We start from the raw sequence: 26,516 nt of genomic DNA on the forward strand, positions 1-26,516 counted from the left end.
TTTCCAACCCGTGTCAACATAAGGTTCGGACATCACCATGACGCAAGCGAGCAAACAACAGCGCGATATTCTGGTTACCAGCGCCCTGCCGTACGCCAACGGCCCTATTCATCTGGGGCACCTGCTGGAATACATTCAGACCGACATCTGGGTGCGTTATCAGAAGATGCGTGGCCAGAATTGTTACTACGTTTGCGCCGATGATGCCCATGGCACTGCCATCATGCTTCGTGCCGAGCGGGAAGGCATTACCTCCGAGCAGTTGATCGACCGGATCCGCGAGGAGCATCAGGAGGACTTCGCCGGGTTCCACATCCGGTTCGACAACTATTACACCACCCATTCCGAAGAGAACCGTTATTTCTCGGAATATATTTACCGTCAGCTTCAGGAAAACGGGCACATTGCCACGCGCAAGATTACCCAGTCCTACGACCCTGAAAAGAACATGTTCCTGGCGGACCGGTTCATCAAGGGCACCTGCCCCAAGTGCAAGACCGAGGACCAGTACGGGGATAACTGCGAGGCCTGTGGCGCAACCTACACGCCGGCCGAGCTGATCAATCCGCGCTCGGCGGTTTCCGGCGCCACACCGATCGAGAAAGAGTCCGAGCACTATTTCTTCAAGCTGCCGGATTTCCAGGACTTCCTCGCCAAGTGGACCCGCAGCGGCACGCTGCAACCCCAGGTGGCCAACAAGCTGGCTGAATGGCTGGACGCAGGCCTTCAGGAGTGGGACATCAGCCGTGATGCACCCTACTTCGGTTTCGAAATTCCGGACGCGCCCGGCAAGTACTTCTACGTGTGGCTGGATGCGCCGATCGGCTACCTTGCCAGCTTCAAGAACCTTTGCAACCGGGAAGGCATCGATTTCGAGCACTTCTGGAAGGCCGATTCCACCGCCGAGGTCTACCACTTCATCGGCAAGGACATCATCAACTTCCACGCGCTGTTCTGGCCGTCCATGCTGCACGATGCGGGCTTCCGCACACCAACCGCAGTCTGGGCTCACGGCTTTGTCACCGTTAACGGGAAGAAAATGTCCAAGTCCCGCGGCACGTTCATCATGGCGCGCACTTACCTGGATCATCTGAACCCCGAATACCTGCGCTACTACTTCGCCGCCAAGCTGACCGGCAACGTGGATGACATGGACCTGAACCTGGAAGACTTTGCTGCCCGGGTGAACTCGGATCTGGTGGGCAAGGTGGTAAACATTGCCAGCCGCAGTGCCGGTTTCATTACCAAGCGCTTCGACGGCCAGCTTGGCCAGGTCACCGAGCACGCCAAACTGAAGGAATTCATCGAGGCCGGCAAGGAAATCGAGGAATACTACGAGTCCCGCGAATTCGGCCGCGCGATGAGACGGATCATGGAACTGGCAGACATTGCCAACCAGTACGTCAATGATGAGCAGCCTTGGGTGATCGCCAAGCAGGAAGGCCAGGACGAGAATCTCCAGGCCATCTGCACCAACGCCATCAACATGTTCCATCTTCTGATGACCTATCTGGCACCGGTGCTGCCGGAGACCGCCAAGGCCTCCGAGGCTTTCCTGAATGCACCGCTGGACTGGAACAAACGCGCAGAACGCCTCGAGAACCACGGCATCAACAAGTTCAAGCCGTTGATGAACCGTGTGGATATGGCCCAGATCGAGAAAATGCTGGATTCCTCCAAGGAGGAGTTGCCCGCAGCGACCGGAAAACCGGCACCCGCTGCCAATCTTGAACCCATCGCCGATGAAATAGAATTTGGCGATTTCGCGAAAGTGGATCTTCGGGTCGTTAAAATTGTCAAAGCAGAGCATGTGGAAGGTGCCGACAAGCTTCTTCGCCTCACCCTTGACATAGGGCATGGCGAGCGCTACGTGTTTGCTGGTATCAAGTCAGCCTACAAGCCGGAAGATCTCGAGGGACGCCTGACCGTCATGGTCGCCAACCTCAAGCCGCGGAAGATGAAGTTCGGAATGTCCGAGGGTATGGTTCTGGCGGCCGGCCCGGGAGGCAAGGACATCTTTATCCTGTCCCCGGATTCGGGCGCCACGCCCGGCATGCGGATTATGTAAGGGCGACCGGGCCGAGCGCTGACAGGTGCCAATGGAGCAAGGTAAATGACCGAATATCTGCTGATTCTGGTCAGCACCATTCTGGTGAACAATTTTGTACTGGTTCAGTTCCTGGGCCTGTGTCCCTTTATGGGCGTATCCGGAAAACTGGAAACGGCCATGGGGATGTCCCTGGCCACCACGTTCGTGCTGACCCTGGCTTCGGTGTGCAGTTACCTTGCCTATACCTACCTGCTCGAGCCGCTGGACCTCGCATTCCTCAGAACCATCACCTTTATCCTGGTGATTGCCGTGGTGGTTCAGTTCACCGAGATGGTGGTGCGTAAAACCAGCCCGCTGCTTTACCGGGTATTGGGCATCTTCCTTCCGTTGATCACCACGAATTGCGCGGTGCTGGGCGTCGCCCTGCTTAACATCAACAAGAACAACAACTTCGTTGAGTCCGTGTTGTATGGATTTGGTGCAGCAGCGGGCTTTTCGATGGTTCTGGTGCTGTTCGCTGCCATGCGTGAGCGCATCGCCGTGTCCGATGTGCCGGTGGCCTTTCGCGGTGCTGCCATCGGGCTGGTGACAGCCGGGTTGATGGCTCTGGCTTTCCTGGGCTTTGGCGGCCTAGTCAGCGTTTGATCGGCCGGCGGGATTAGGAGTAACAGGTTATGTGGACAAGCGTTCTTGTTGCCGTTGTGGTGCTTCTGGCCCTGGCCGTTGTTTTCGGCGGCCTGCTCGGATTTGCGGCCGAACGGTTCAGGGTGGAGGGCAACCCGCTGGTGGATCAGATTGACGCCCTTCTTCCCCAGACCCAGTGTGGCCAGTGCGGCTATCCCGGTTGCCGGCCCTACGCCGAATCCATTGCCGAGGGGGGACCGATCAACAAATGCCCGCCGGGCGGCGAGTCTACCATCAAGGCACTGGCAGACCTGCTGGATGTGGAACCGGAACCCCTGGATGCCGAACACGGCGTTGAACAGGTCAAACGGGTTGCGGTGATTCGTGAGGACGAATGCATTGGTTGCACCAAGTGCATCCAGGCCTGCCCTGTGGACGCCATTCTTGGCGCCGCCAAGCACATGCACACGGTCATTGAGAGCGAATGCACCGGCTGCGATCTGTGTGTTGATCCCTGCCCGGTGGACTGCATCGACATGGTGACGGTGGAACCCGATATTCGTACCTGGACCTGGACACCGCCCAAATCCGGACTCATTGCCACCGATCGCCAGGGAGCCAGTGCCTGATGACTCAACTCTGGGACTTCTCCGGCGGTATCCATCCTCCGGAACACAAAGACATCTCGACCGCGCGTCCGATTCGCGATGCGGGCATGCCTGCCCAGTTGGTTCTGCCACTTCAGCAGCACATCGGTGATCCGGCGGAGGCCATTGTTGAGATCGGTGAGCGGGTCTTGAAGGGCCAGAAAATTGCCGACGTTAAAACCGGCATGGGCGTTCCCGTTCATGCACCGACATCCGGAGTGATCGAGAGCATCGCCGACTTCCCTGTCCCCCATCCCTCAGGTATGGCGGACCGGTGCATCACCCTGAAACCGGATGGCGAGGACCAATGGTGCCAGCGCAGTCCAGTGGCGGATTATCGTTCTCTGGAGCGCGACGAGGTTCTGCAAATTATCCGTGATGCCGGTATTTCCGGTATGGGTGGAGCCGGCTTTCCCACCAATATCAAACTCCGGCCACCAAGGGATCGCAAGGTCAGCACGCTCATTCTGAACGGCGCAGAATGCGAGCCCTATATCACCGCTGATGACATGACCATGCGGGAAAAGGCCGACGAGGTGGTTGCCGGGCTGAAAATCATGGCGTGGATTCTGCGCCCCGAGCGTTGCGTGATCGGTATTGAGGACAACAAACCCGAAGCCATTGCCGCGCTGCGAAAAGCCACCGAAGGCACCCAGACCGAAATTGCGGTTGTTCCCACCAAGTATCCCTCAGGTGGCGAGAAACAGCTGATCCAGATACTGACCGGCATGGAAGTGCCCAGCGGCGGAATTCCCGCTGATATCGGCGTGATGTGCCAGAACATCGGAACCGCCGTTGCCGTGGCAAATGCGGTCCTGGAGGGTACGCCGCTGATTTCCCGAATCGTTACCATCACGGGGGAAGCCGTTCGGGAACCGGGCAACTTCGAAACGCTTATTGGCACACCGATTGAGCATCTGCTCGGGCAGGCTGGTGTTAACCAGGATGCGGTCAGCCGCCTGGTGCTTGGCGGCCCCATGATGGGTTACACACTCACGACCGAAGCGGTACCGGTCATCAAGACCACCAACTGCGTGATTGCGGCAACGGCAGCTGAACTGCCGGCACCACCACCGGAACAACCCTGCATCCGGTGTGGCCAGTGCGCCGAAGCCTGCCCCATGGAGCTGTTGCCGCAGCAACTTTTCTGGCACGCCAAGGCCACCGAATTTGAAAAGGCGGAGCACCTGAACCTGTTTGACTGCATAGAATGTGGCGCCTGTTCCTATGTTTGCCCGAGTTCGATTCCGCTGGTTCAGTACTATCGGTTCGCCAAGGGTGAAATCCGTGCCCAACAGGCAGAACAGTTGAAAGCCGACCGGGCCCGGGAACGCTTCGAGGCACGCCAGGAACGCCTCGAGCGCGAGCAACAGGAGAAAGAACTGAGGCGCAAGGAGCGGGCGCAGGCCGCAGCCGAAGCAGCCGCGAAAAAACAGGCAGAGGCGGAGAAAGCGGCCGCCGAAGGTCAGGCTGTTGACGAACGTGCCGCCAAGTCGGCGCTTGTGGAGCAGGCCCTGGCCCGTAAGAAAGCAAAGGCACAAGCGTCCCAGTCGCCTGCCCCCAGTGCACCGCCGACCGAAGAAAAGCCCGACATCGAGGCCCTTGAGAAGCAGCTGGAGCAGGCCAGGTCCAAGCTGGAAACCATGCAAGGCATGCTTGATGACGCCAAAGCCCAGCAGGCAGACAACGTCGAGAAGCTGGAGAGGGCCGTGGCCAAGAATCACGATCGGGTGCAAAGAGCGGAAGAGGCGCTGTCTGAGGCCAGAGAAAAGCTGGCCGCCGGTCCGACTGAATCCCAGACAACCCACTAAACGAGATCAGGCAACACATCCATGGCATTTGTTCAGCAGTCATCGCCACACGCCCACAAGGCCCGGCCAACATCCCGCGTGATGTTATGGGTGCTTATTGCGGCCTTGCCTGGCCTGTTGGCCCAGACGCTATTCTTCGGCTGGGGCAACCTGATCAACGTGGTCTTCTGTATTGCCCTGGCGATCGCCTCTGAAGCTGCCCTGCTCAAGCTCAGAAAAAAGCCGGTTGCCTTCTTCATCAAAGACAATACCGCCGCCGTCACCGGCCTTCTGTTGGCTCTGTCGCTGCCCCAGTTTGCGCCCTGGTGGGTATCTGCGGTCGCAGTGATCTCGGCTATCGTTGTGGCCAAACAACTCTATGGCGGGCTGGGCTCAAATCCTTTCAACCCTGCCATGGTTGGTTACGCCCTGGTTCTGGTGTCTTTTCCGGTTGCGATGACAACGAACTGGGCAGAGCCCGCCATGCTCTGGGACGGTGCTCCGGGCTTTGGCGAGACCCTGGCAACCATAGCCTCCGGCCAGCAAACAGCGGTCGATGGCTGGACAATGGCAACGCCTCTTGACGAGTACAAACACAAGATCACCACCCACACAGCAACCGAGGTGCTGAACCACCCAACGTTTGGTGAGGGTATCGCCAGAGGCTGGGAATGGGTCAATGCGGCATTTCTGGCAGGAGGCCTTCTGCTCATCGCCCTGCGGATCATTACCTGGCACATTCCGACAGGATTTCTTGGTGGGATGATCGTAATGAGCCTGGCCTTTGGCAACAATGCCGACCTCTATGCACCACTATCCCTGCATCTGCTTGCAGGCGGGACCATGCTCGGCGCCTTTTTTATCGCTACCGACCCGGTGTCAGCAGCTACGAGCCACCAGGGGAAACTCATCTATGGAGCGGGAATTGGCATTCTGATCTACCTGATCCGCACCTGGGGCAATTATCCCGACGCCGTGGCGTTCAGCGTTCTGCTGATGAATTTTGCCGTTCCTTTCATTGATCATTACACACCTCCACGCACTTACGGCCACCACAAGGCCCGTCGGGGTGTACCGGGGAGCCAGGGGTAATCATGGCTGCAGTTGCAAAGTCCATCCGCCGCAGCGCCATCGGGCTCGGCCTGTTCGCCGTGATCACCGGCGGCACCATTGCCGTAACCCAGGTGGCCACGGAAGAGCGAATTCGTGAACAGGCCGCCCGCGCAGAGGCCCAGGCCCTGTATGAAATCATTCCCGAAAGCCGGCACAACAACGACCTGCTCAGGGATACGGTACAGTTGCCTGCCAGTGAGCGCCTGGCACAGCCCGGCCCTCTGAACGTCTGGGTAGCTCGACAGAACGAGCAGCCCATTGGCATGATAATGCCCGTAGTGGCACCCGACGGGTATTCCGGCAAGATTCATCTCCTCGTGGGAGTGGACATGACGGGGACCATTCTCGGAGTGAGGGTAACCAGTCACAAGGAAACGCCGGGGCTGGGAGACCAGATCGAAACCCGCAAATCCGACTGGATCAGGAGTTTCGATGGCCGCTCGCTGGGCAAACCACCGCACCGGGAGTGGAACGTTAAAAAGAATGGTGGAGAATTCGATCAGTTCACAGGCGCGACCATCACGCCAAGGGCTGTAGTGAAAGCGGTTCAGAAAGCGCTGATCTATTTTCGGGAAAACCGTCAGATTATCCGGGAGCGGCTCAACGAAGAGCCGTCACCGAGAGACAAGATCCTGAACCCTGAAGCGATTGCCGGCGAATCGTCCAATACGGAGCATTCCTGATCATGGCAACCAAATCATCGAGCGAAATCATCCGCGACGGGCTCTGGGACAACAACCCGGCCCTCGTCCAGGTGCTTGGGCTCTGCCCGCTTCTGGCCGTGACCAGTACCGTTGTTAATGCCATCGGGCTGGGGCTGGCTACACTCATGGTGCTCATGGGGTCCAATCTTGCCGTGTCACTGATTCGCAATTTCGTAAGCGAGTCTGTGCGCCTGCCCGCATTCGTCATGATCATCGCTTCATTCGTAACCTGCGCCGAATTGCTCATGCAGGCCTTCACCTATGAGCTCTATCTGATTCTTGGCATCTTCATTCCACTGATCGTCACCAACTGCGCCATCCTCGGCCGGGCTGACGCTTTTGCTTCCAGAAATCCACCACTTCCGGCACTGCTGGATGGCGCCATGATGGGCCTTGGCTTTCTGGCGGTGCTGGTTGTTCTGGGCGGCCTTCGGGAACTTATCGGACAGGGCACTCTGTTTGTGGACATGCACCTGCTGCTGGGCCCCGTTGCTGCCGATTGGGTGATCCGCCCCTTCGACAACTACCCGGATATGCTGTTCATGATTCTTCCGCCCGGCGCCTTTATCGGGCTAGGACTGCTGATCGCGCTCAAAAATGGTATCGACAACCATCTGGAAGAGCGCCGCAAGGCACATGAACCAGCGCCTGTAGCAGCAGGCAGCAAGCGGGTCCGGGTTACCGGGAACGTATCCTGAGTCCGCACTTGCACAAGACTGAGAGCTGATGAACAAACAGAAACGCATTGAGATCTTCACCCGCCTCAGGGAGGCCAACCCCAACCCGACCACCGAGCTGAACTATTCCAGCCCGTTCGAGCTGCTGATTGCCGTTATTCTTTCGGCCCAGGCCACGGATGTGGGTGTCAACAAGGCTACTGACAAGCTGTTCCCGGTCGCCAACACCCCAGAGGCCATCCTGGCCCTGGGAGTCGATGGCCTGAAGGAGTACATCAAGACCATTGGCCTGTTTAACAGCAAGGCCGAGAACGTGATCAAGACCTGTCGAATCCTGATTGAGAAACACGGCGGCCAGGTGCCGGAGCGGCGGGAGGATCTGGAGGCGTTGCCCGGGGTCGGTCGCAAAACCGCAAACGTGGTCTTGAACACCGCCTTCGGCCACATGGCCATGGCGGTGGACACTCACATCTATCGCGTGTCGAACCGCACCGGCATTGCGCCCGGCAAGAACGTTCTGGAGGTGGAGAACCGGTTGATGCGCCTGGTGCCAAAAGAGTTTCTGCTGGACGCGCACCACTGGCTCATTCTGCACGGGCGCTATACCTGTACCGCCCGCAAACCGAAATGCGGCGCCTGTATCATTGAGGACCTGTGCGAGTTCAAGCAGAAACGGGATTATCTCTGAATCCTCGGCTTAAAAAAGCCGGCATCTTGCCGGCTTTTTGTTTCAGACGCCAAGCCGCGGTTAGCGCTGACCCAGCATTTTCTCCTTCAGATCCTTCTGCGCCGGCTTATCGGACAGCCAGATTCCGAACAGGGCCTTTTTAAAGGCCAGATCGCCAACCGTGTCCTTTTGCTCGCCGTTCTTGAGGACCCGCACGCCTTCGCCCGGCAGGTACACCAGATCGAAAACGTCACCCTCGGTGATTTCTTCCTGGAAGACCGCCATAAACTGGTCCACATCCTCCTGGATAGATGCCATATCGCCGTCGGTGGAGGCCTCGAAACCTTCCAGGGTGGCTTCTGTCATGCGTTCGCTGGTAATCATGCCGGAGATAATGTGCAGAGTGATGGCCTGGGGCTCATCTGCGTTAATCACGGCCTCACCATCGTCGATGGTCTCGGGAACGTACAGACCGCCGACATACAGGTCCATGAACCATTTGGAACGGGTACCTGCGCCATTAAGCGTCAGTTCGGTATCCATGGCGGAATAGGTATCCGGAACATCAACACCTTCCACGGTGAGTGCTGCGGCTGGAGCAGACAGCAGGGCCGTCAGCGTCAGAGCCGCAAAACCGGTTGTAAGAGCCTTCTTCATAGTCCTTTCCTTTTCGATCGTTATTATTGACGTGTTTCATTCGTGCACCGGGTTTCGACACCCTTATCCCCGCCCGGTCACGGCATTCTATCAACGGCGCTGGCGGGCGGGACGCGCCCTGGTTCTCATTTGGGGCGATCCTGAAACACAAAAAAGCCGGCCAGGGATTCCCTGGCCGGCTTTGGATCGAAAGAAAAGAAAGACGTTACTTGAACAGCAGGTTTCCGGACAGGCCTTCCTTCTCCAGGATCTCACGAAGACGACGAAGCGCCTCGACCTGGATCTGTCTTACTCGCTCACGGGTCAGACCAATCTCCTGGCCGACTTCCTCCAGCGTGCTCACCGGGTAGCCCCGCAGACCAAAACGGCGTGACAGAACTTCCTGCTGCTTGTCGCTAAGCTGGTCAATCCACTTCTCCAGGCAGGAACACATATTGTTGTCCTGCAGGAGATCCGCCGGATCCGAAGCCCCTTCATCCGCTACGGTATCCAGAAGCGACTTTTCGCCACCGGCACCAATGGGAGTGTCCATGGAAGCGACGCGCTCATTGAGACCCAACATCCGCTTGACGTCGGCCACGGGCTTATCGACCATTCTGGCGATTTCCTCCGCCGAGGGCTCATGATCCAGTTTCTGGGTCAGTTCCCGCGCTGCACGGAGATACAGATTGAGTTCCTTGACCACATGAATCGGCAGACGGATGGTGCGGGTCTGGTTCATGATGGCCCGCTCAATGGTCTGGCGAATCCACCAGGTGGCGTAGGTGGAGAATCGGAAACCCCGCTCCGGATCAAACTTTTCCACCGCCCTGATCAGGCCAAGGTTGCCCTCTTCGATCAGGTCCAGCAGGGTCAGCCCGCGGTTCACGTAACGTCGTGCGATCTTCACCACAAGGCGAAGGTTGCTCTCGATCATCCGTTTGCGGCCGGACTCCTCTCCCTTGCGTGCCAGACGGGCAAAATAGACCTCTTCTTCCGGCGTAAGCAGGGGGGAAAAACCAATTTCGTTGAGATACAGCTGAGTGGCATCCAGCTGCTTTTGACTGGTGAAATAACGTCCCTGGGTGGGGATGTCCTCTTCTACTTCGGCCACTTCTTCGGTGGGCTCTTTTTCAACTTTCTCTTCTGCTAACAACTGATCCTCGGCATCGTCCATGTCCGATACACGATCAATGATGATGTCTTCTTGCTCTGCTGACATTTGTCTTGCCCCGCCTCTCAATAATCCTGGATGTTCGCCCGATACTTCTTGTTATTGCGGACGTCTTTGTCTTCACACTTTTTTCTTCAGGACATTTTGTTGGTCGGCCTGTCATGGCCTTTACCGTTCTTGTTTTTCTTGCGAACGCGGTGTTTTGTCAGTGCCAGGGTGTGCGATCAGGGCAGCCTGCTGACTGCGTCATTCATTAGCGCGGCGGCAGATAATGGACTGGGTCAACCGGATTACCATTTTTACGAATCTCAAAATGCAACATGGGTCGTTCAGCGCCACTGCTACCGAGCTCTGCGATCACCTGCCCGGCTTTCACATCCTCCCCTTCCTGCACCAGAATCTTCCGGTTGTGAGCGTAAGCACTTAAATAGTGCTCGTTGTGATTCACGATAATCAGGTTGCCGTATCCAAGCAACCCGTTGCCGGCGTAGACCACATTCCCGGTGGCCGCAGCTCTTACAGCATCCCCGGCTTGCCCGGCAATATCAATACCTTTATTGACTTTTCCGGATGTTGAATATCCAGCAATTACAGTGCCAACGTGAGGCCAGCGCCATTCAATCCGGGCCACGGTCTGGGTCTGGGAAGCGAGCGGCGCGCCCTTGTTCGCTGCTCTCGTCACCGCAGGTTTGGGTGCCGTGGCAGCTGTCTGTTTTGGAGGCGAAGCACGACTCGCCGTTTTCGGCGGTTGCGATCCAGACGGCTTTTTGGCTGCTGTAGTCTGACTGCCCGAGGTTACACTTCCGCGAAGATCCAGACGAATCACCTGACCCGCTTTGAGATTCCAGGGCGGGCCAATGCCATTGGCGTCGCCAAGCTCGCGGTAGTCCCGACCATACCGCCAGGCTATGCTGTAAAGGGTTTCACCGGGTTTGACGACGTGACGGCCCCAATAGACCGGGGGATTGTAAATGTCGTCCTGGTAGAGTGCCGGCGTGTTACAGCCGGAAAGCAGCAGCAGGGCCATGAGGGGCAGGAGTGCAAGGCGGCTGGCCAGCACCTTTTTCGCGGGGCGATCAGGCTCTGAGGCACCGGACGGGAACCGCGGGGACGCCGGTGAAACGGCAGTGATGAGCCCACGCATGAATCTCACAGGAATAAAACTGACCCAGTTATGAAAAATCCGTATAACCGCTGTCGGTTGTCGAAGCAGTTTCTAAAGTTTTTATAGTAACTTGCTAATATATTGCACATTTTTCTCGGGAAGCCAAGTTACTGACCGACCTCCCTTGTTACCTCCAGAAACACCCGTTTTGTGCGTTAGGTAACACTCTTCGCACACAGTCGCCTCAAATCACCTCGATGGTGCGACCTCTCCATGCCGGGAACCGAGCCACTCCACCAGCAGAACGAGGGCAAAACCGGCCGCCGCCATGAGCAGGGCAAATAGCACCTGGGGATCCTGGCCGGCCTGCTCTGCAAAGGTAGAGGGCCAGATACTCGTCTCATTCAGGGGAACTTGTTCACCGGAGCTGTTGATACGCCAACTGAGAGTCTCCTTCCAGGGCCAAACCTTGTTGAGCGCTCCGATCATGAAGCCGGTGAGCAAGGCGAGCACGAGATCATGAAAATGGTGGAACGCCCAAGTGATCAGGCGGGCGATGGATAAAAGACCCACCACGCAACCTGCCATAAACAGAAGCAGAATGCCCGCGTCCAACGATTTGATCGCGGCGAGCACGGGCGCATACATACCAATAATCACCAGGATAAAGCTGCCCGAGATGCCAGGAAGAATCATGGCGCAGATGGCCAGCGCTCCGGCACCAAAGAACGCCAGAGTAGAAGGCGCGACTTCGCTGGCAGACAGGGTGGTTATCCACCACGCGATAACAATGCCGAACAACAGCGGAACCAGCAGTGCGGGCTTGTAGTGTCGCACCTGGCGCCCGACATGCCACACCGAAGCGACGATCAATCCAAAGAAAAAGCTCCAGATCAGGATCGGGTAGGCCACCAGCATATAGCTGATCCCAGATGCCAGGGTAGCAATACTGGTCAGGACGCCCGCCAGCAAGGCGACCAGAAAAGTTCCGTCACAGGCATGCCAGAACCGGCTGAACCGGCCGCGAATCAAGTCATGGAAAACTGCTCCCGGAACCGCGTTGATAGCTTCCAGGAGGCGGAAATAGATACCGGTGATGAAGGCAATGGTACCACCGGAAACCCCTGGAACAATATCAGCGGCACCCATGGCGATTCCCCGAAGAAACACGGCTGCAGGGTGGTGGCTGCGTGCAATATCGCTGTCCGGGTTTGGTTTACTTTCTGAAGAGTCGACCATGATTATCGGACAACCCCGCCCAGAAGCGGCACAAACCGGACCGGTTCCAGCTCCTTGTGATCAAAGCGATCTCCCCGCCGGGTTACCTGCACCAGCACCTGATTCTCCTCACCGACAGGGGCAATCAACACGCCACCGTCTGCCAGTTGGGCGAGCAATTCGGCTGGAACTTCAATGGGCGCTGCGGTCACGATAATACCGTCGAAAGGGCCACGTTCAGGCCAGCCCATGCCACCATCAGCATGTTTCAGGAACACGTTTCTGGCGTTCAGTTGTCGCAACCGGTCCCGGGCCCTGTCCTGAAGCGCCTTGATACGCTCGACGCTGTAGATTTCGGCGAACAGACGGGATAGCACAGAGGTCTGGTAACCGGACCCGGTGCCAAGCTCCAGGACCCGTGAGGGCCCGTGGGCAAGCATTAATTCAGTCATGCGGGCCACTATGTAGGGCTGTGACAAGGTTTGGCCGTAGCCAATCGGTAGCGATGTATCTTCGTAGGCCCTATGGGAAAGCGCCTCATCCAGGAAAATGTGCCGTGGCACCTCTCCCATAATCTCAAGTACCCGGTCCGACTCGATGCCGGCTTCCCTGAGGCGCTGAACCAGTCGCATCCGGGTGCGTCGGGAGGTCATCCCGATGCCTTCGAGCTGCGCTGTCATCCCCGCCCCTCCAGCGAAACCTCCAGGGTATCGACCCAATCCCGGAGCCGTGAGAGCGCCTCATGCCGGGTCATGTCGATGTGAACCGGGGTAACCGAGACATAACCTTCACGTACGGCATTGAAATCAGTGCCGGGACCGGCGTCACCGCCGACACCTGCCGCCCCGATCCAGTAACGCTCTTTGCCGCGAGGACAGGTCATCGGGACGGCACCCTCTGCCCGTTCCCGGTGGCCGAGGCGCGTCACCCGAATGCCAGCCAGTTCCTCCCAGGGAACATCCGGGACATTCACGTTGAGAATGGAGCGAGACCCCAGCACCAGGGGACGCTCGTTCTCGAGCAGCACCCGGACAACCCGGGCGGCGGTCTCGTAGTGAAAGTGGCCATCGTTGACAAGGGAGACGGCAATGGCGGGAAGTCCGAGGTGGCGACCCTCGGTTGCCGCAGCAACGGTACCGGAGTAGATAATGTCGTCGCCTAGGTTGGCGTGGGTGTTGATACCCGACACCACCCTGTCGAACGGCTCACGGAACAATCCGTTCACCGCCAGATGGACGCAGTCGGTCGGTGTTCCATCGACCGAACGAAAACCGTTGGGATGTTCCTCAACCGTCAGGGGGCGATTGAGCGTCAGGGCGTTACTGGCGCCGCTGTGATCCCGGTCAGGCGCCACGACCTCAAGCTCACCCAGTCCTTTTAAGCCATCAAACAGGGCTATAAGCCCCGGTGAATGAACGCCGTCATCATTCGACAACAGAATACGCACAGTGTTCTCCGCTAGCCTTGTTGTTCGTTGTGTCGGCCGAGGCTCATGTCCTCAAGCTCGAAAATATCACTCAAAATCGTTGTCGCGTACTGGCCGGGCGAAAGAAAAAACGCCAGCTCCAGACAGTCCTCAGCGACCCACTGCCAGGAGAGGCTCTCCGGTTTTACCGCCAATGGCCTTCGCTCCGGTTTCATCCGGGTGACCGAAAACAGGGCGGCCAGTTCCGGGGTTTGCGCGACAATGCCCCGCTCGAAGGTTTCCGGGGGCCCGCAAGCAGTGGTGCCGCCGTCACCCCACAGTGGACCTGTCGCTCCTGACTCGGCCCAGCTGCCATCGTCTACCCGAGCTGCCAGCACCTCATTGAACAGCCAGGAGCGCGCTGCCGAAAAATACAATACGTTTTTCGAGCCGTCGCTGCCAGCTCGCTTTTTGCCACCCCGGCCTTTTCCACCGGACCGGCCACGTCGGTTCAGGGTAGCGGGATCGAGATGCACCGCACGGTCAAGGTTAGCGCCATCATTGCCAAACCGTTGGGGGCCAAAGTAGTTTGGAGCCCCAATATCGCCCAGACGCTCCAGCGCTCGGTCAATAACCTGGTGCTCACCGGAGACGGCCCTCAGGGTAATCGTGAAGCCATTACCCCTGTGCTCCCCGCGCCGCAATTTCCGCGCCTGCCGCGAAACCGCCAGAACCGGCCAGCGCAGGCCAATCTCCCGGATCAGAGCGTTGTCCTGATCCTCGTTTCCGGGACGGTACAGACTGAACCACTGGCGGGTCACAGCATGCCTATCCTTGAGCCCACAGAAACCGACATCAAAGTGACGACACCCGGCGATCCTGGCCAATTCGCGGGCAACATACTCTGTGTTATCACCCACTTTCTCCAGTTTCAAACAAAGATGCTCGCCAGTGCCTGCGATTACCTCTCCCTCGACGGCCGGGCTGCCCTCCGGCAGCTCCAGCAATTCGTCGACAATGAAATCGCCCGGGGCGGTTTTCAGGCGGCCAGAGGCAATACGACCGCCGCCGGAGGTTGGCCAGTCAAGGCGCCAGTTGCTCAAGATTCCACCGGTTCAAGCAGGCAGATCGCCTGGCAGGCAATGCCTTCCCCGCGCCCCGTAAAACCCAGCTTTTCCGTGGTGGTGGCTTTCACGCTGACACGACTGGCCGGCACGCCCAGATCTTCGGCAATGTTCAAACGGATGGCATCAATATGGGGTGCCATCTTGGGAGCCTGGGCAATGATTGTGGTATCCACGTTAACGACGGAGAAGCCCTCGTCCCGGACCCGGTTCACAACCCGACGCAAAAGGTCCCTGCTGTCGGCCCCTGCCCACTCGTCACTGGTGTCCGGGAAGAAATGCCCGATATCGCCAAGCGCGGCAGCGCCCAGCAATGCATCTGCCAACGCATGCAGCAGGACATCACCATCAGAATGAGCCTTGAGCCCGTGGGAATGCGGAATGTTTACGCCGCCAATAATCACAGAGTCGCCTTCGCAGAAGGCGTGGACATCGAAGCCCTGACCAATACGCATAATGTGCTCCGGAACACTCCGAAAGTTCAGAATTGGCTCAGAATGAAGCCTGCCAGTGCCAGATCTGCGGGCACGGTGATCTTGATATTGTCCGGCCGCCCTTCGACCAGCACCGGCATGTTACCGGAAAACTCCACCGCGGAGGACTCATCGGTCACCGGAAGCTCTCGGGCAAGGGCTGCCTCCAGAGAATCAACAAGAACACGGTAGCGAAACATCTGGGGCGTCAGAGCCCGCCACAACCCCCTGCGATCAACGGTCTCAATCACTTCCGTAAGCTCAGCAGTACCGGCTTTCTTTAAAGTGTCGGCAACCGGCGAGGCAAGCAGCCCCCCGACAGGATGGCTGTAGAGCCGGTCAATCAGATTGGAAAGATCCCGGATGTGAAGGCAGGGCCTCGCCGCATCGTGCACCAGAACCCAGTCGTCATCTTTCACCTGTTCCGCCATGGCGTGCAGCGCCGACAACACCGAACCAGCTCTTTCGGAACCGCCGGTACAGGTCTGGATTCGGCTATCGCCGCTGGCTTCGGTATCCGGCCACCAATGGTCGGCCGGGTGCAATGGCACCATGCAGCCGGAAAAAGGCGCGGAATCCATGAGTCGGGAAAGGGTGATGTCGAGAATGAAACGCTCGCCAATCCGAAGGTACTGTTTCGGTTGCTCAGCCTGCATACGCTGGCCGATGCCGGCGGCAGGAACAATCAGCCAGAGTCTCGGGGAAGGCATAGACAATCAGTTTTCAACAACCAGGAAAAAGGTCTCGTCGTCTCTTATCAGGCCGAGGTTCATTCTGGCCCGTTCTTCAACGGCGCCCTGCTCGTTACGCAGATTTCTGACTTCCGCATAGAGACGTTCATTGCGGGTAGCCAGCTCGGCATTTTCTTCACGTTGCTCGGCAATGGACTGCTCCAGAGCCCATACCTGCGCAAAGCTGCCCTCCCCGACCCACAGGCGCACCTGCAGCAGGAGAATCACAACCACCATTAAGGTCCAGAGCAACTTCATTGCCGATTCCGTTCAAAATTCAATCAATCAAAATACCAACGCCGGACGTTGAGTATAGACCTTAGAGTAGATTAGCAACAAATTCTTCTAACTGCCTGTACAAAAAGGCCATCATGTCCGGAATTTCGCCCAGAACACGATGGCCTTAACAGTTTTTCGCCAATTACCGGCCAGACACTCTGCCAGAACCGGTGGGATCAGTCGATCAGCCCTGCCCTTTGATCTCGCTCAGGCCGCGGTAAGGCGCCTTACCGTCCAGCGCTTCTTCGATGCGCAGCAGCTGGTTGTACTTGGCAACACGATCCGAGCGGCACAGGGAACCGGTCTTGATCTGGCCGGCGCAGGTCGCCACCGCCAGATCGGCAATGGTGGTGTCCTCGGTTTCACCGGAACGATGTGAAATCACGGCGGTGAAACCGGCATCCTGGGCCATCTTGATGGCATCGAGGGTTTCGCTCAGGCTGCCGATCTGGTTGAACTTGATCAGGATGGAGTTACCCACGCCCTTCTCGATACCCTGCTTCAGGATTTTGGTGTTGGTCACAAACAGGTCGTCACCAACCAGTTGAACCTTGGCGCCCAGTTTGTCGGTCAGCACCTTCCAGCCATCCCAGTCGCTCTCGTCCATGCCGTCTTCAATGGAGACAATCGGATATCGCTCACACAGACCTGCCAGGTAATCGGCAAAGCCTTCGGAATCGAAGCTCTTGCCTTCACCGGACAGCTGGTACTGGCCATCTTTGTAGAATTCGGAAGACGCACAGTCCAGGGCCAGCGTCACATCGGTACCCAGCTTGTAACCGGCCTTCTCGACCGCTTCTTGAATCACTGCCAGTGCGGCTTCGTTGGAGGGCAGGTTGGGAGCAAAACCGCCCTCGTCACCCACCGCCGTGTTCAGGCCCTGGGCCTTCAGCACTTTCTTCAGGCTGTGAAAAATCTCCGCGCCAACACGAAGGGCTTCAGAGAAGCTCTTGGCGGAAACCGGCTGAACCATGAACTCCTGGATATCAACGTTGTTATCCGCGTGCTCGCCACCGTTCAGGATGTTCATCATCGGCACCGGCATGGAAAACTCGCCGGAGGTACCGTTGATGTCTGCAATGTGCGCATACAGCGGCTTGCCCAGGGAGATAGCTGCAGCCTTGGCCGCCGCCAGGGAAACCGCCAGAATTGCGTTGGCGCCCAGGTTGGCCTTGTTCTCGGTACCGTCGAGGTCCAGCATGATCTGATCCAGAGCACGCTGATCAGCTGCATCTTTGCCTACCAGTGCATCACGGATCTTGCTGTTCACGGCTTCCACAGCCTTCAGAACACCTTTGCCAAGGTAGCGGGAGGCGTCACCGTCACGCAGTTCCAGCGCTTCGCGGGAACCGGTAGACGCACCTGACGGCGCACAAGCACTGCCCACCGTTCCGTCTTCGAGGATAACGTCTGCTTCGACAGTCGGGTTACCGCGGGAATCCAGAACCTCACGGCCCTTGATGTTGGCAATCTTGGTCATTCTTCTCTGTCTCCAAGTTCATGTTCAAATTTGGGAGTCAGAGCGAGAGGGAACGGCCCTCTACATTTTCGCAGGGCCGTTCCCGCTCGCTCCCATAGTCCGCGTAAAACGCCAACACCGCCAATCAGGCGGTGTCGATAGGTTTAAAACTCTTTACCAGGTCATCCACAGCTTTCACCCGCTGCAGGAAGGGCTCCAACTGACTGAGCCGCAAAGCGCAGGGGCCATCGCATTTGGCCTTGTCCGGGTCCGGATGGGCTTCCAGGAACAGGCCGGCCAGGCCCTGGGACATACCTGCCAGAGCCAGATCCGTCACCTGGGCCCTGCGGCCGCCGGCGGAATCGGCTCGTCCGCCCGGCATCTGCAGGGAGTGGGTCACGTCGAACATCACCGGCACGTTCATGGCCTTCATGATGCCAAAGCCCAGCATGTCGACAACCAGGTTGTTGTAACCGAAGCTGCTGCCCCGCTCACACAGGATCACCTTGTCGTTGCCGGCTTCCTCGCACTTGGTGATGATGTGCTTCATTTCCTGGGGAGCCAGGAACTGGGCCTTCTTGATGTTGATCACCGCACCGGTTTTCGCCATGGCGACCACCAGGTCCGTCTGGCGGCTCAGGAAAGCCGGCAGCTGGATGATGTCACAGACTTCGGCTGCCGGAGCAGCCTGGGCCGGCTCGTGGACGTCCGAAATAATGGGAACACCGAACTTGCTCTTGATGTCCGCCAGCATCTGAAGACCTTTCTCCAGGCCGGGGCCGCGGAAGGAATTCACCGACGAGCGGTTGGCCTTATCAAAAGACGCCTTGAAAACGTAGGGGATACCGAGATTGCCGGTGGCTTCAACATAAGCCTCGGCCACTTCCATGGCCAGTTCCGGCGACTCGAGGACGTTCATGCCACCAAAGAGCACAAATGGCTTGTGGTTGGCGACGTCGATTCCCGAAACGTTTACGGTGCTCTGCGCCATACTCAGGATTCCTTCTTGCAGGCCAGTGCTGCCTCAACAAAGCCTTTGAACAACGGGTGGCCGTCCCTGGGCGTGGAAGTAAATTCCGGATGGAACTGACAGGCGACAAACCAGGGATGATCCGGCGCTTCAACCACTTCGACCAGACGACCATCGGTCGAACGACCTGAGATCTGAAGACCGGCCTCTTCCAACTTTGGCAGGAAGTGGTTGTTGACCTCGTAACGATGGCGATGACGCTCGCGAATGGTTTTCTTGCCATAGCAGTTGGCAATGGTGGAACCTTCGGTAAGCACGCAATCCTGGGCGCCGAGACGCATGGTCCCGCCAAGATCAGATTCTTCCGTACGCTCTTCGCGCTCTCCGGTGGAATCCAGCCATTCGGTGATCAGGCCCACCACCGGCTCCGGCGTGTGCTCGCGGAATTCTGTGCTATGAGCGTCGGTCAGGCCGGCCACGTTCCGCGCGTATTCAATTACAGCAACCTGCATACCCAGGCAGATGCCAAGGTAAGGCACCTTGTTCTCACGGGCATACTGAACCGTGCGGATCTTGCCTTCCACGCCGCGCTCACCGAAACCGCCCGGCACCAGAATCGCGTCGGCACTGGCCAGCGCACCGGTGCCATCACGCTCGATGTCTTCGGAATCGATGTAGTTGATATTGACCTTGGTGCGGGTCTTGATGCCGGCGTGCAGCAGGGATTCGATCAGCGACTTGTACGCGTCGAGAAGCTCCATGTACTTGCCAACCATGGCAATGGTCACTTCCTGCTCGGGATTCATCAGTGATTCAACAACGTTGTCCCACTCACTGAGGTCCGCAGGACGTGCATCCAGGCCGAATCGTTCGATAACGAGCTGATCCAGGCCATGCTCATAGAGCATGCGAGGAATGGCGTAAATGGATTTGGCATCCTGGAGAGGAATAACGGCCCGCTCTTCGACGTTGGTGAACAGGGCAATCTTGCGACGTGAACTGGCGTCCACCTCGTGCTCGGAGCGGCACAGCAGGATATCCGGCTGCAGGCCGATAGAGCGCATTTCCTTGACCGAGTGCTGGGTGGGCTTGGTCTTGATCTCACCCGCAGTGGCAATGTACGGAACCAGGGTCAGGTGCATGAAAAGTGCACGCTGGGGACCGACTTCAACCTTCAGTTGGCGGCAGGCTTCTAGGAACGGCAGGGATTCAATATCGCCTACCGTGCCACCAATCTCGATCAGCGCTACGTCGGCGCCAGCAGCACCTTCAACGACCCGGCGCTTGATCTCGTCAGTGATGTGGGGGATTACCTGCACAGTTCCCCCCAGGTAGTCGCCACGGCGCTCCTTGCGGATTACTTCCTCGTACACCCGACCGGTGGTGAAGTTGTTGCGCTTGCTCATCGGGGAGCGGATGAAGCGCTCGTAGTGGCCCAGATCGAGGTCTGTTTCCGCGCCATCCTCGGTGACAAAAACCTCACCGTGCTGGAACGGGCTCATGGTGCCGGGGTCCACGTTGATGTACGGGTCCAGCTTGAGAATAGTGACCTTCAGGCCGCGTGCCTCGAGGATCGCAGCCAGAGAGGCTGATGCGATACCTTTCCCCAAGGAGGACACGACACCGCCGGTGACGAAAATATAACGCGTCATGCAGATTCCGTGATTGTCTGGTTCGGTGAAGGAGGGAGATTGTCATCTCAAGATGGGACGCCAGACTACCAGAAAGGCCCCATTGACTCAATCACATTCCCGCTCTATGACCAGCCGCCAACCGGCGGCATGGGCGCCTCCCGAGTATTGTTCAGAACACCATAAATCGCCAATGGCAATGAGCTCTGCTGCGCCCTCTGAACCCGCGAAAACCAGCGGCAGACGGGCCCTTTCCCAGGGTGGAACGCCGACTTCCTGCAGCCATTTCTTGAGCGAACGGGACGGCCCATCGGGACGGAAACGGACCCGCTCGCCACCCTGCCTCGTAAATATCCGTATTGGCGGCAACGACTGTTCCGGGGTAACGACAGATTCCAACCTGAGGGACCACTCTCCCCACGCCACGCCCTCCCCCGGCTCGAGATCGACCGGAGCATCCGGTAACGGGCCGCGGTCGGGAACCAGGCAAAGATCACCCTGGAAACGCCGCAGACTGAAACCGTCGGACCGGAACTCCGGCTCCCGATCCTCTGCGGCAAACAGCAGGTCCCGAATGACCTGCTGCCAGTCACCAGGGGTGGGCGCATGAAACCCGCGTTCCCGTGCCCACCAACGGACCAGATTCTTCTGCTCCGCCAGAGGCAGTGTTTTCAGGCCATTAACGGGGAGACGGTCCTGGTCGCCGCCGATTGCCTGCCACTGCAAAGCGGCCAGCTTGCGGTTCAGCGCTTCGCTCTCGCCACAGGATTCCGCCGTGTGCCGCAGCCTGCGATTCAACCCCGGCCAGCGATCCCGCAAGAGCGGCAACACAGTGTGACGGAGGAAATTCCGGTCAAATCGCTGGTCGGTATTGCTGGGGTCATCAACCCATGACAGGCCAGCGACCCGGGCCCAGCGCTCGAGTTCGGCCCTCTCAAACCCGAGCAGGGGCCGGACGAGGGTCGCGGTGCCCAGCTCACGACTGGCCGGCATGCCCGCGAGCCCGGCCACACCGCTGCCCCTGAGCATCCGGAACAGAACGGTTTCCGCCTGGTCATCCCCATGGTGAGCCATCAAGACCAGGTCGCCCTTCCCGACCAGCGCCTCGAGGGCGGCATAGCGGGCCTTGCGGGCGGCTTCCTCTATACCCGCACCCGAGCTACGGCCACCATCGACGGTTACCCGCTCAACCACAAGCGGCACGCCAAGTCGCTCACATTCACCGCGACAAAACGACTCGGTATCCGATGCATTGGGTTGAAGCTGATGATTGATATGGATCGCCCGGACAGCGCCGGAACAGCCATGGCAGTGGGCTGCCAGGTGCAATAACAGGGTGGAATCGAGGCCGCCGCTCAGGGCGACCCAAAGACGGGTGTGATCGGGGAGTTCTCTGACCGGGGCACACAGGGCCTCCGGCCAGCGGAATCCTGAACCGGGCTCAGCGCCCGGTGTCATAGCGGGTCAGCCGCTCGTAGCGGCGGGATACCAGCTCATCCAGTGGCAGGCGGCTGAGCTCAGCGACGCCTTTCGCCAGAACCTCTTTGAGGGATTCCGACATTTTTTCAGGGTTGCGGTGAGCACCGCCGAGGGGCTCGGTTACCACGTTATCCGCCAGCCCCAGATCTTTGAGCCGGTCAGCCGTAACACCCATGGCCTCCGCCGCCTGGGCAGCGTATTCGGCACTTTTCCAGAGGATCGACGCACAGCCCTCTGGGGAAATCACCGCGTAGGTGGAATACTGCAGCATGTTCAGCTGGTCACAGACACCGATGGCCAACGCGCCACCGGAACCGCCCTCACCGATCACCGTGGAGATAATGGGTGTCTTGAGGCGGGACATCACGGCCAGGTTGAAGGCAATGGCCTCGCTCTGCCCACGCTCTTCCGCACCAATGCCGGGATAGGCACCCGGCGTGTCGATGAACGTGAGAATGGGCATCTTGAACCGCTCGGCCATTTCCATCAGCCGCAGGGCCTTGCGATAGCCCTCCGGACGGGGCATACCGAAGTTACGCTTGACCTTGTCCCGTACTTCCCGGCCCTTCTGATGACCAATCACCATCACCGGCTTGTCGTCCAGCCGGGCAGTACCCCCTACGATCGCCAGGTCGTCTGCATAACGGCGATCGCCGTGCAGTTCATCGAAATCCTCAAACATGGATTCGATGTAGTCCAGGGTGTAGGGCCTGCGGGGATGGCGAGCCAGTCGGGCAACGTCCCAGGGTTTGAGATCGGAGAAAATGCTCTCTGTGAGGCTGACGCTCTTTTTCTTCAGCCGGGTGATCTCGTCGGTGATATTGATGTCGGTGTCATTGCCAACCATCCGAAGCTCTTCAATCTTGGCTTCCAGGTCGGCGATTGGCTGTTCGAAATCCAGATAGTTAGGGTTCATGATGTTCCATCATTTTTTGCCAGGCGGGAAAATGCTCCGCCAAACCAGAATTTACACAAAGATAGCAGCGCCCGGTCAGTGGCTAAAGCGGACATTGGTATGAGTCCGCTATCTGACAAACTTTTAATTTTCAGCTTACTCAATCATAGACCAGTTCTACCGACTGGTCGCCTACGAGGTAACGGAGCTCCAGTAGCAGGTTGTCATCCGGCTGCACCCGCCAGGATTCACCCAGCTCGATCCGGGTGGACGCCTCGGGGCTGCTGTACTCAATCCAGACCGGACTGCCATCACAGCGGAACGGCCTCAGGGTGGTGTCCAGTTTCTCCAGCAGTCCGTTCTGCAGCTGATCGGCGTGCAGGTTGAGCTTCAACCCACGACTGAACTGCTGGCGAGCACTCGCGACATCCATCACTGAACTCACCCGCATCTTCATCTGGCCGGAATAGTCGTCGTGGCTCACCTGACCTTCCACCACAATCACCTGGTCAGATTGCAACAGCTCCCGATTTTCAAAGAAGGCTTCCGAGAACAGGGTCGCCTCTATCCGCGCGCTCCTGTCATCCAGCGTAATGAAACACATGGTGGAACCGGTGCGGGTTTTCATGGTGCGCTGGGCAACCACCAACCCGGCGACGCGCTGGGGAGACTTGTTCGGCTTCAGATCGGCAATGGAGGAGCGGACAAACCGCCGAACCTCTTTCTCGTATTCATCAAACGGGTGGCCGGTCAGGTACAGCCCCAGCGTGTCTTTCTCACCCTTCAGGCGCTGCTTCTCGGGCCACTCGCGCACGCCGGCCACATCCTCGTAGGGATCGCCACCGTCGCCCGCCTCGAGCATTTCACCGAACATATCCATCATGCCAACGGATTCGTTACGGGATTGCTGGCCGGCCTGCTGCACGGCCTTATCGATGCTGGCCATCAACTGAGCCCGGCTGGCGCCAAGCTTGTCCATGGCGCCGCACCGGATCAGTGCTTCCATGGCGCGCTTGTTGACCTTTTTCAGGTCAATGCGTCGGCAAAAATCGAAAATATCCTGATAGGGCTCGCCATCACCACGCCCTTCGACGATGCTCTGGATCGGGCCCTCGCCCAGGCCTTTAATCGCACCGAGGCCATACACAATCTGGCCCTCGTCGTTGACGGTAAAAGTGTATTCCGAGCGGCTGACGTCAGGCACCAGAAGATCCAGCTTCATGTTCCGGCACTCTTCTACCAGCGTGACCACCTTGTCGGTGTTCTGCATATCGGCAGTCAGTACCGCGGCCATGAATTCTGCCGGGTAATGGGCTTTCAGCCAGAGTGTCTGGTAGGACACCAGTGCATAGGCGGCGGAGTGGGATTTGTTGAAGCCGTAGCCGGCAAACTTCTCTACCAGGTCAAAGATGTTTTCGGCCAGGGTCGTGTTGATCCCGTTCTGCTCACAGCCATCCAGGAAAAACTGCTTCTGCTTGGCCATTTCCTCGGGCTTTTTCTTACCCATGGCGCGCCGCAGCATGTCCGCATTACCAAGGGTATAACCGGCCATCACCTGGGCGATCTGCATGACCTGCTCCTGGTACAGGATAACCCCGTAGGTGGGCTCCAGAACCGGCTTCAGGCCTTCATACTGGTAATCCGGATGCGGGAAGGACATGGGTTGGCGGCCGTGCTTACGGTCGATAAAGTCGTCCACCATGCCCGATTGCAGCGGCCCCGGCCGGAACAGGGCCACGAGGGCGATCATGTCTTCCAGTGAGTCTGGCTGCAGACGGCGAATCAGGTCCTTCATGCCCCGGGATTCCAGCTGGAACACCGCCGTGGTTTCCGCTTTTTTGAGCATGTCGAACGAGGGCACGTCATCCAGCGGAATCTCGTTGATGTCGAGCGGCTGCATGCCCTTCTTTTCCCGGCGCGGATTGATCATGTTCAGCGCCCACTTGATGATCGTGAGCGTCCGCAGGCCCAGGAAGTCGAACTTCACCAGCCCGGCGTCTTCCACGTCGCCCTTGTCGAACTGGGTCACCAGGCTTCCGCCCTCGTCGTCGCAGTACAGGGGCGAAAAATCGGTGATCTTGGTGGGCGCGATCACCACGCCGCCGGCGTGTTTACCGGCGTTCCGGCACACGCCCTCGAGCTTCAGGGCCATTTCCCAGATTTCCTGGGCTTCCTCGTCGTTCTCGAGAAACTCGACCAGCTGTGGCTCCTGCTCCAGAGCCTTCTCCAGGGTCATGCCCGGCTCGAACGGGATCATTTTGGACAGCTTGTCAGCCAGACCGTAGGATTTGCCCTGAACCCGGGCAACGTCCCGCACAACCGCCTTCGCCGCCATGGTGCCGAAGGTAATGATCTGCGACACCGCCTCTCGCCCGTACTTCTGGGCGGTGTACTCGATTACCCTGTCCCGGCCTTCCATGCAGAAGTCGACGTCAAAGTCGGGCATGGAGACCCGTTCCGGGTTCAGGAAACGCTCGAACAGCAAGTCATACTCTAGTGGATCCAGGTCAGTAATCAGCTGGGCGTAGGCCACCAGCGAGCCGGCACCGGAACCCCGGCCTGGCCCCACGGGCACACCGTTGTTCTTGGCCCACTTGATGAAGTCCATCACGATCAGGAAGTAGCCCGGGAACCCCATCTGGATGATGATATCCAGCTCGAAGTTCAGGCGCTTGTAGTAGGCCTCGCGTTTGGCATCGTATTCCGGATCGTCCTTGCTGAGGGTCTTGGCCAGCCGCTCTTCCAGCCCCTCCTCGGAGACCTTCCGGAAATAGTCGTCCATGGTCATGCCATCGGGAATCGGGTAATTGGGCAGGAAATACTCACCCATCCGAACCTTCACCGAGCAACGCCGGGCAATCTCCACGGTGTTCTCGATTGCTTCCGGGATGTCGCTGAACAGCTCGATCATCTCATCGGCGCTGCGCAGGTACTGCTGGTCACTGAACCGGCGATCACGGCGCGGATCATCCAGGGTACGACTCTCACCAATACAGACCCTGGCCTCGTGAGCCTCAAAGTCTTCCGCCTCCAGGAAGTGAACATCGTTAGTGGCAACCACCGGAAGGCCAAGAGCACCGGCCAGCTCAACACTCAGGTGCAGGCAGTCTTCGTCTCCTGGACGACCGGTGCGCTGTAACTCGAGGTAGTAGCTATCCGGGTACAAATCCATCCAGTAACGGGCGCGCTCGCGGGCCAATTCCGGTTTGCCCGCCATCAAAGCCTTGCCCACATCGCCCATTCTCGAACCAGAGAGCGCAATCAAACCGTTCGGCCGAGCCTCAAGCCATTTGCGCTGGATGATCGGCTTGCCAAACCGCTGCCCCTCGGTATACCCCAGGGAAATGATTTCGGTGAGGTTGAGATAACCGTCGTTATCTCGCGCCAACAGCGTGATGCGGAACGGATTCTCGGGCTCGTCGGGATTTTCCAGCCACAGATCGGCGCCAATGATGGGTTTGACGCCCGCGCCCATGGCCGCCTTGTAAAAGCGAACCAGCGAGCACATGTTGGATTGCTCGGTAAGGCCAACAGCCGGCATGCCCAGCTCGGCAACGCGCTTTATCAGCGGTTTAACCCTGACCAGGCCATCCACCATGGAGTATTCGGAATGGACGCGGAGGTGTACAAAAGTCTGCGACATAACGTCAGGTTATTCCTGCTGT

General features: G+C 58.4%; 24 protein-coding genes. 8 read left to right on the top strand and 16 right to left on the bottom strand.

Annotation, left to right across the window (positions count from 1 at the left end; all coding sequences use genetic code 11):
* The first annotated feature begins 37 nt into the window (after window positions 1-37).
* The 8 genes from metG to nth are packed head-to-tail and all read left to right on the top strand — an operon-like array spanning window position 38 to window position 8,293.
* Entirely contained in the window at window positions 38-2,068 is a 2,031-nt protein-coding gene (metG, locus tag AC13DD_RS06790; protein ID WP_482931014.1) for a methionine--tRNA ligase, read from the top strand.
* Window positions 2,069-2,113: 45 nt separating this feature from the next.
* Window positions 2,114-2,695 carry an electron transport complex subunit RsxA gene (rsxA, locus tag AC13DD_RS06795; RefSeq protein WP_014576726.1) on the top strand — a complete coding sequence of 194 codons (582 nt, stop codon included), beginning with the start codon at window positions 2,114-2,116 and terminating at the stop codon, window positions 2,693-2,695.
* 29 nt (window positions 2,696-2,724) lie between these two features.
* Window positions 2,725-3,303: an electron transport complex subunit RsxB gene (gene rsxB, locus AC13DD_RS06800; RefSeq protein WP_088557582.1), complete on the top strand. Its 579-nt coding sequence runs from the start codon at window positions 2,725-2,727 to the stop codon at window positions 3,301-3,303.
* Window positions 3,303-5,132, top strand: coding sequence for an electron transport complex subunit RsxC (gene rsxC / locus AC13DD_RS06805; protein ID WP_482931015.1), 1,830 nt, complete (start codon window positions 3,303-3,305; stop codon window positions 5,130-5,132). Before rsxB ends, rsxC begins: the two co-directional genes overlap by 1 nt.
* 21 nt (window positions 5,133-5,153) lie before the next feature.
* Entirely contained in the window at window positions 5,154-6,203 is a 1,050-nt protein-coding gene (rsxD, locus tag AC13DD_RS06810) for an electron transport complex subunit RsxD (RefSeq protein ID WP_008172861.1), read from the top strand.
* Window positions 6,204-6,205: 2 nt separating this feature from the next.
* A complete protein-coding gene (gene rsxG, locus AC13DD_RS06815; RefSeq protein WP_482931016.1) occupies window positions 6,206-6,907 on the top strand; it encodes an electron transport complex subunit RsxG in 702 nt (233 codons plus the stop codon).
* Between the two features lie 2 nt (window positions 6,908-6,909).
* Window positions 6,910-7,626 (top strand): electron transport complex subunit E, encoded by a 717-nt coding sequence (locus tag AC13DD_RS06820; protein ID WP_008172865.1) that lies wholly within the window; start codon window positions 6,910-6,912, stop codon window positions 7,624-7,626.
* Between the two features lie 28 nt (window positions 7,627-7,654).
* Window positions 7,655-8,293, top strand: a complete 639-nt coding sequence (gene nth / locus AC13DD_RS06825; protein ID WP_008172868.1) for an endonuclease III — start codon at window positions 7,655-7,657, stop codon at window positions 8,291-8,293.
* A gap of 60 nt (window positions 8,294-8,353) precedes the next feature.
* Here the strand turns inward: nth and AC13DD_RS06830 are convergent, their stop codons facing one another.
* The 16 genes from AC13DD_RS06830 to dnaE form a co-directional block, all read right to left on the bottom strand.
* Window positions 8,354-8,929 (bottom strand): chalcone isomerase family protein, encoded by a 576-nt coding sequence (locus AC13DD_RS06830; RefSeq protein WP_104271449.1) that lies wholly within the window; start codon window positions 8,927-8,929, stop codon window positions 8,354-8,356.
* Between the two features lie 205 nt (window positions 8,930-9,134).
* Window positions 9,135-10,130 carry an RNA polymerase sigma factor RpoS gene (gene rpoS / locus AC13DD_RS06835; protein ID WP_008172872.1) on the bottom strand — a complete coding sequence of 332 codons (996 nt, stop codon included), beginning with the start codon at window positions 10,128-10,130 and terminating at the stop codon, window positions 9,135-9,137.
* A 205-nt stretch (window positions 10,131-10,335) separates the two neighbouring features.
* Window positions 10,336-11,226 (bottom strand): peptidoglycan DD-metalloendopeptidase family protein, encoded by an 891-nt coding sequence (locus AC13DD_RS06840; protein ID WP_273071122.1) that lies wholly within the window; start codon window positions 11,224-11,226, stop codon window positions 10,336-10,338.
* A gap of 210 nt (window positions 11,227-11,436) precedes the next feature.
* Window positions 11,437-12,426 (bottom strand): polyprenyl-phosphate transporter, encoded by a 990-nt coding sequence (locus AC13DD_RS06845; protein WP_273017494.1) that lies wholly within the window; start codon window positions 12,424-12,426, stop codon window positions 11,437-11,439.
* 2 nt (window positions 12,427-12,428) lie between these two features.
* Window positions 12,429-13,085 carry a protein-L-isoaspartate(D-aspartate) O-methyltransferase gene (locus tag AC13DD_RS06850; protein ID WP_014576717.1) on the bottom strand — a complete coding sequence of 219 codons (657 nt, stop codon included), beginning with the start codon at window positions 13,083-13,085 and terminating at the stop codon, window positions 12,429-12,431.
* Complete coding sequence (gene surE / locus AC13DD_RS06855; protein ID WP_482931017.1) at window positions 13,082-13,852, bottom strand: 5'/3'-nucleotidase SurE; 771 nt, start codon at window positions 13,850-13,852, stop codon at window positions 13,082-13,084. Before surE ends, AC13DD_RS06850 begins: the two co-directional genes overlap by 4 nt.
* 11 nt (window positions 13,853-13,863) lie before the next feature.
* Window positions 13,864-14,913 (bottom strand): tRNA pseudouridine(13) synthase TruD, encoded by a 1,050-nt coding sequence (gene truD / locus AC13DD_RS06860; RefSeq protein WP_482931018.1) that lies wholly within the window; start codon window positions 14,911-14,913, stop codon window positions 13,864-13,866.
* Complete coding sequence (ispF, locus tag AC13DD_RS06865) at window positions 14,910-15,389, bottom strand: 2-C-methyl-D-erythritol 2,4-cyclodiphosphate synthase (RefSeq protein ID WP_482931019.1); 480 nt, start codon at window positions 15,387-15,389, stop codon at window positions 14,910-14,912. Before ispF ends, truD begins: the two co-directional genes overlap by 4 nt.
* A 26-nt stretch (window positions 15,390-15,415) precedes the next feature.
* Window positions 15,416-16,117, bottom strand: a complete 702-nt coding sequence (gene ispD / locus AC13DD_RS06870; protein WP_482931020.1) for a 2-C-methyl-D-erythritol 4-phosphate cytidylyltransferase — start codon at window positions 16,115-16,117, stop codon at window positions 15,416-15,418.
* A 6-nt stretch (window positions 16,118-16,123) separates the two neighbouring features.
* Window positions 16,124-16,396, bottom strand: a complete 273-nt coding sequence (locus AC13DD_RS06875) for a septum formation initiator family protein (RefSeq protein ID WP_008172887.1) — start codon at window positions 16,394-16,396, stop codon at window positions 16,124-16,126.
* Between the two features lie 205 nt (window positions 16,397-16,601).
* On the bottom strand, window positions 16,602-17,897 hold the full coding sequence (gene eno / locus AC13DD_RS06880) for a phosphopyruvate hydratase (RefSeq protein WP_482931021.1): 1,296 nt from the start codon (window positions 17,895-17,897) through the stop codon (window positions 16,602-16,604).
* 124 nt (window positions 17,898-18,021) lie between these two features.
* A complete protein-coding gene (kdsA, locus tag AC13DD_RS06885) occupies window positions 18,022-18,867 on the bottom strand; it encodes a 3-deoxy-8-phosphooctulonate synthase (RefSeq protein ID WP_482931022.1) in 846 nt (281 codons plus the stop codon).
* A 2-nt stretch (window positions 18,868-18,869) separates the two neighbouring features.
* A complete protein-coding gene (locus AC13DD_RS06890; protein WP_273017868.1) occupies window positions 18,870-20,498 on the bottom strand; it encodes a CTP synthase in 1,629 nt (542 codons plus the stop codon).
* A gap of 87 nt (window positions 20,499-20,585) precedes the next feature.
* Window positions 20,586-21,935: a tRNA lysidine(34) synthetase TilS gene (gene tilS, locus AC13DD_RS06895; RefSeq protein ID WP_482931023.1), complete on the bottom strand. Its 1,350-nt coding sequence runs from the start codon at window positions 21,933-21,935 to the stop codon at window positions 20,586-20,588.
* Window positions 21,919-22,872 (bottom strand): acetyl-CoA carboxylase carboxyl transferase subunit alpha, encoded by a 954-nt coding sequence (gene accA, locus AC13DD_RS06900; RefSeq protein WP_008172897.1) that lies wholly within the window; start codon window positions 22,870-22,872, stop codon window positions 21,919-21,921. Before accA ends, tilS begins: the two co-directional genes overlap by 17 nt.
* Window positions 22,873-23,011: 139 nt before the next feature.
* A complete protein-coding gene (dnaE, locus tag AC13DD_RS06905) occupies window positions 23,012-26,494 on the bottom strand; it encodes a DNA polymerase III subunit alpha (RefSeq protein WP_459420948.1) in 3,483 nt (1,160 codons plus the stop codon).
* Window positions 26,495-26,516 lie beyond the last annotated feature (22 nt).

This window comes from Marinobacter sp. L-13 (genome assembly GCF_056857715.1).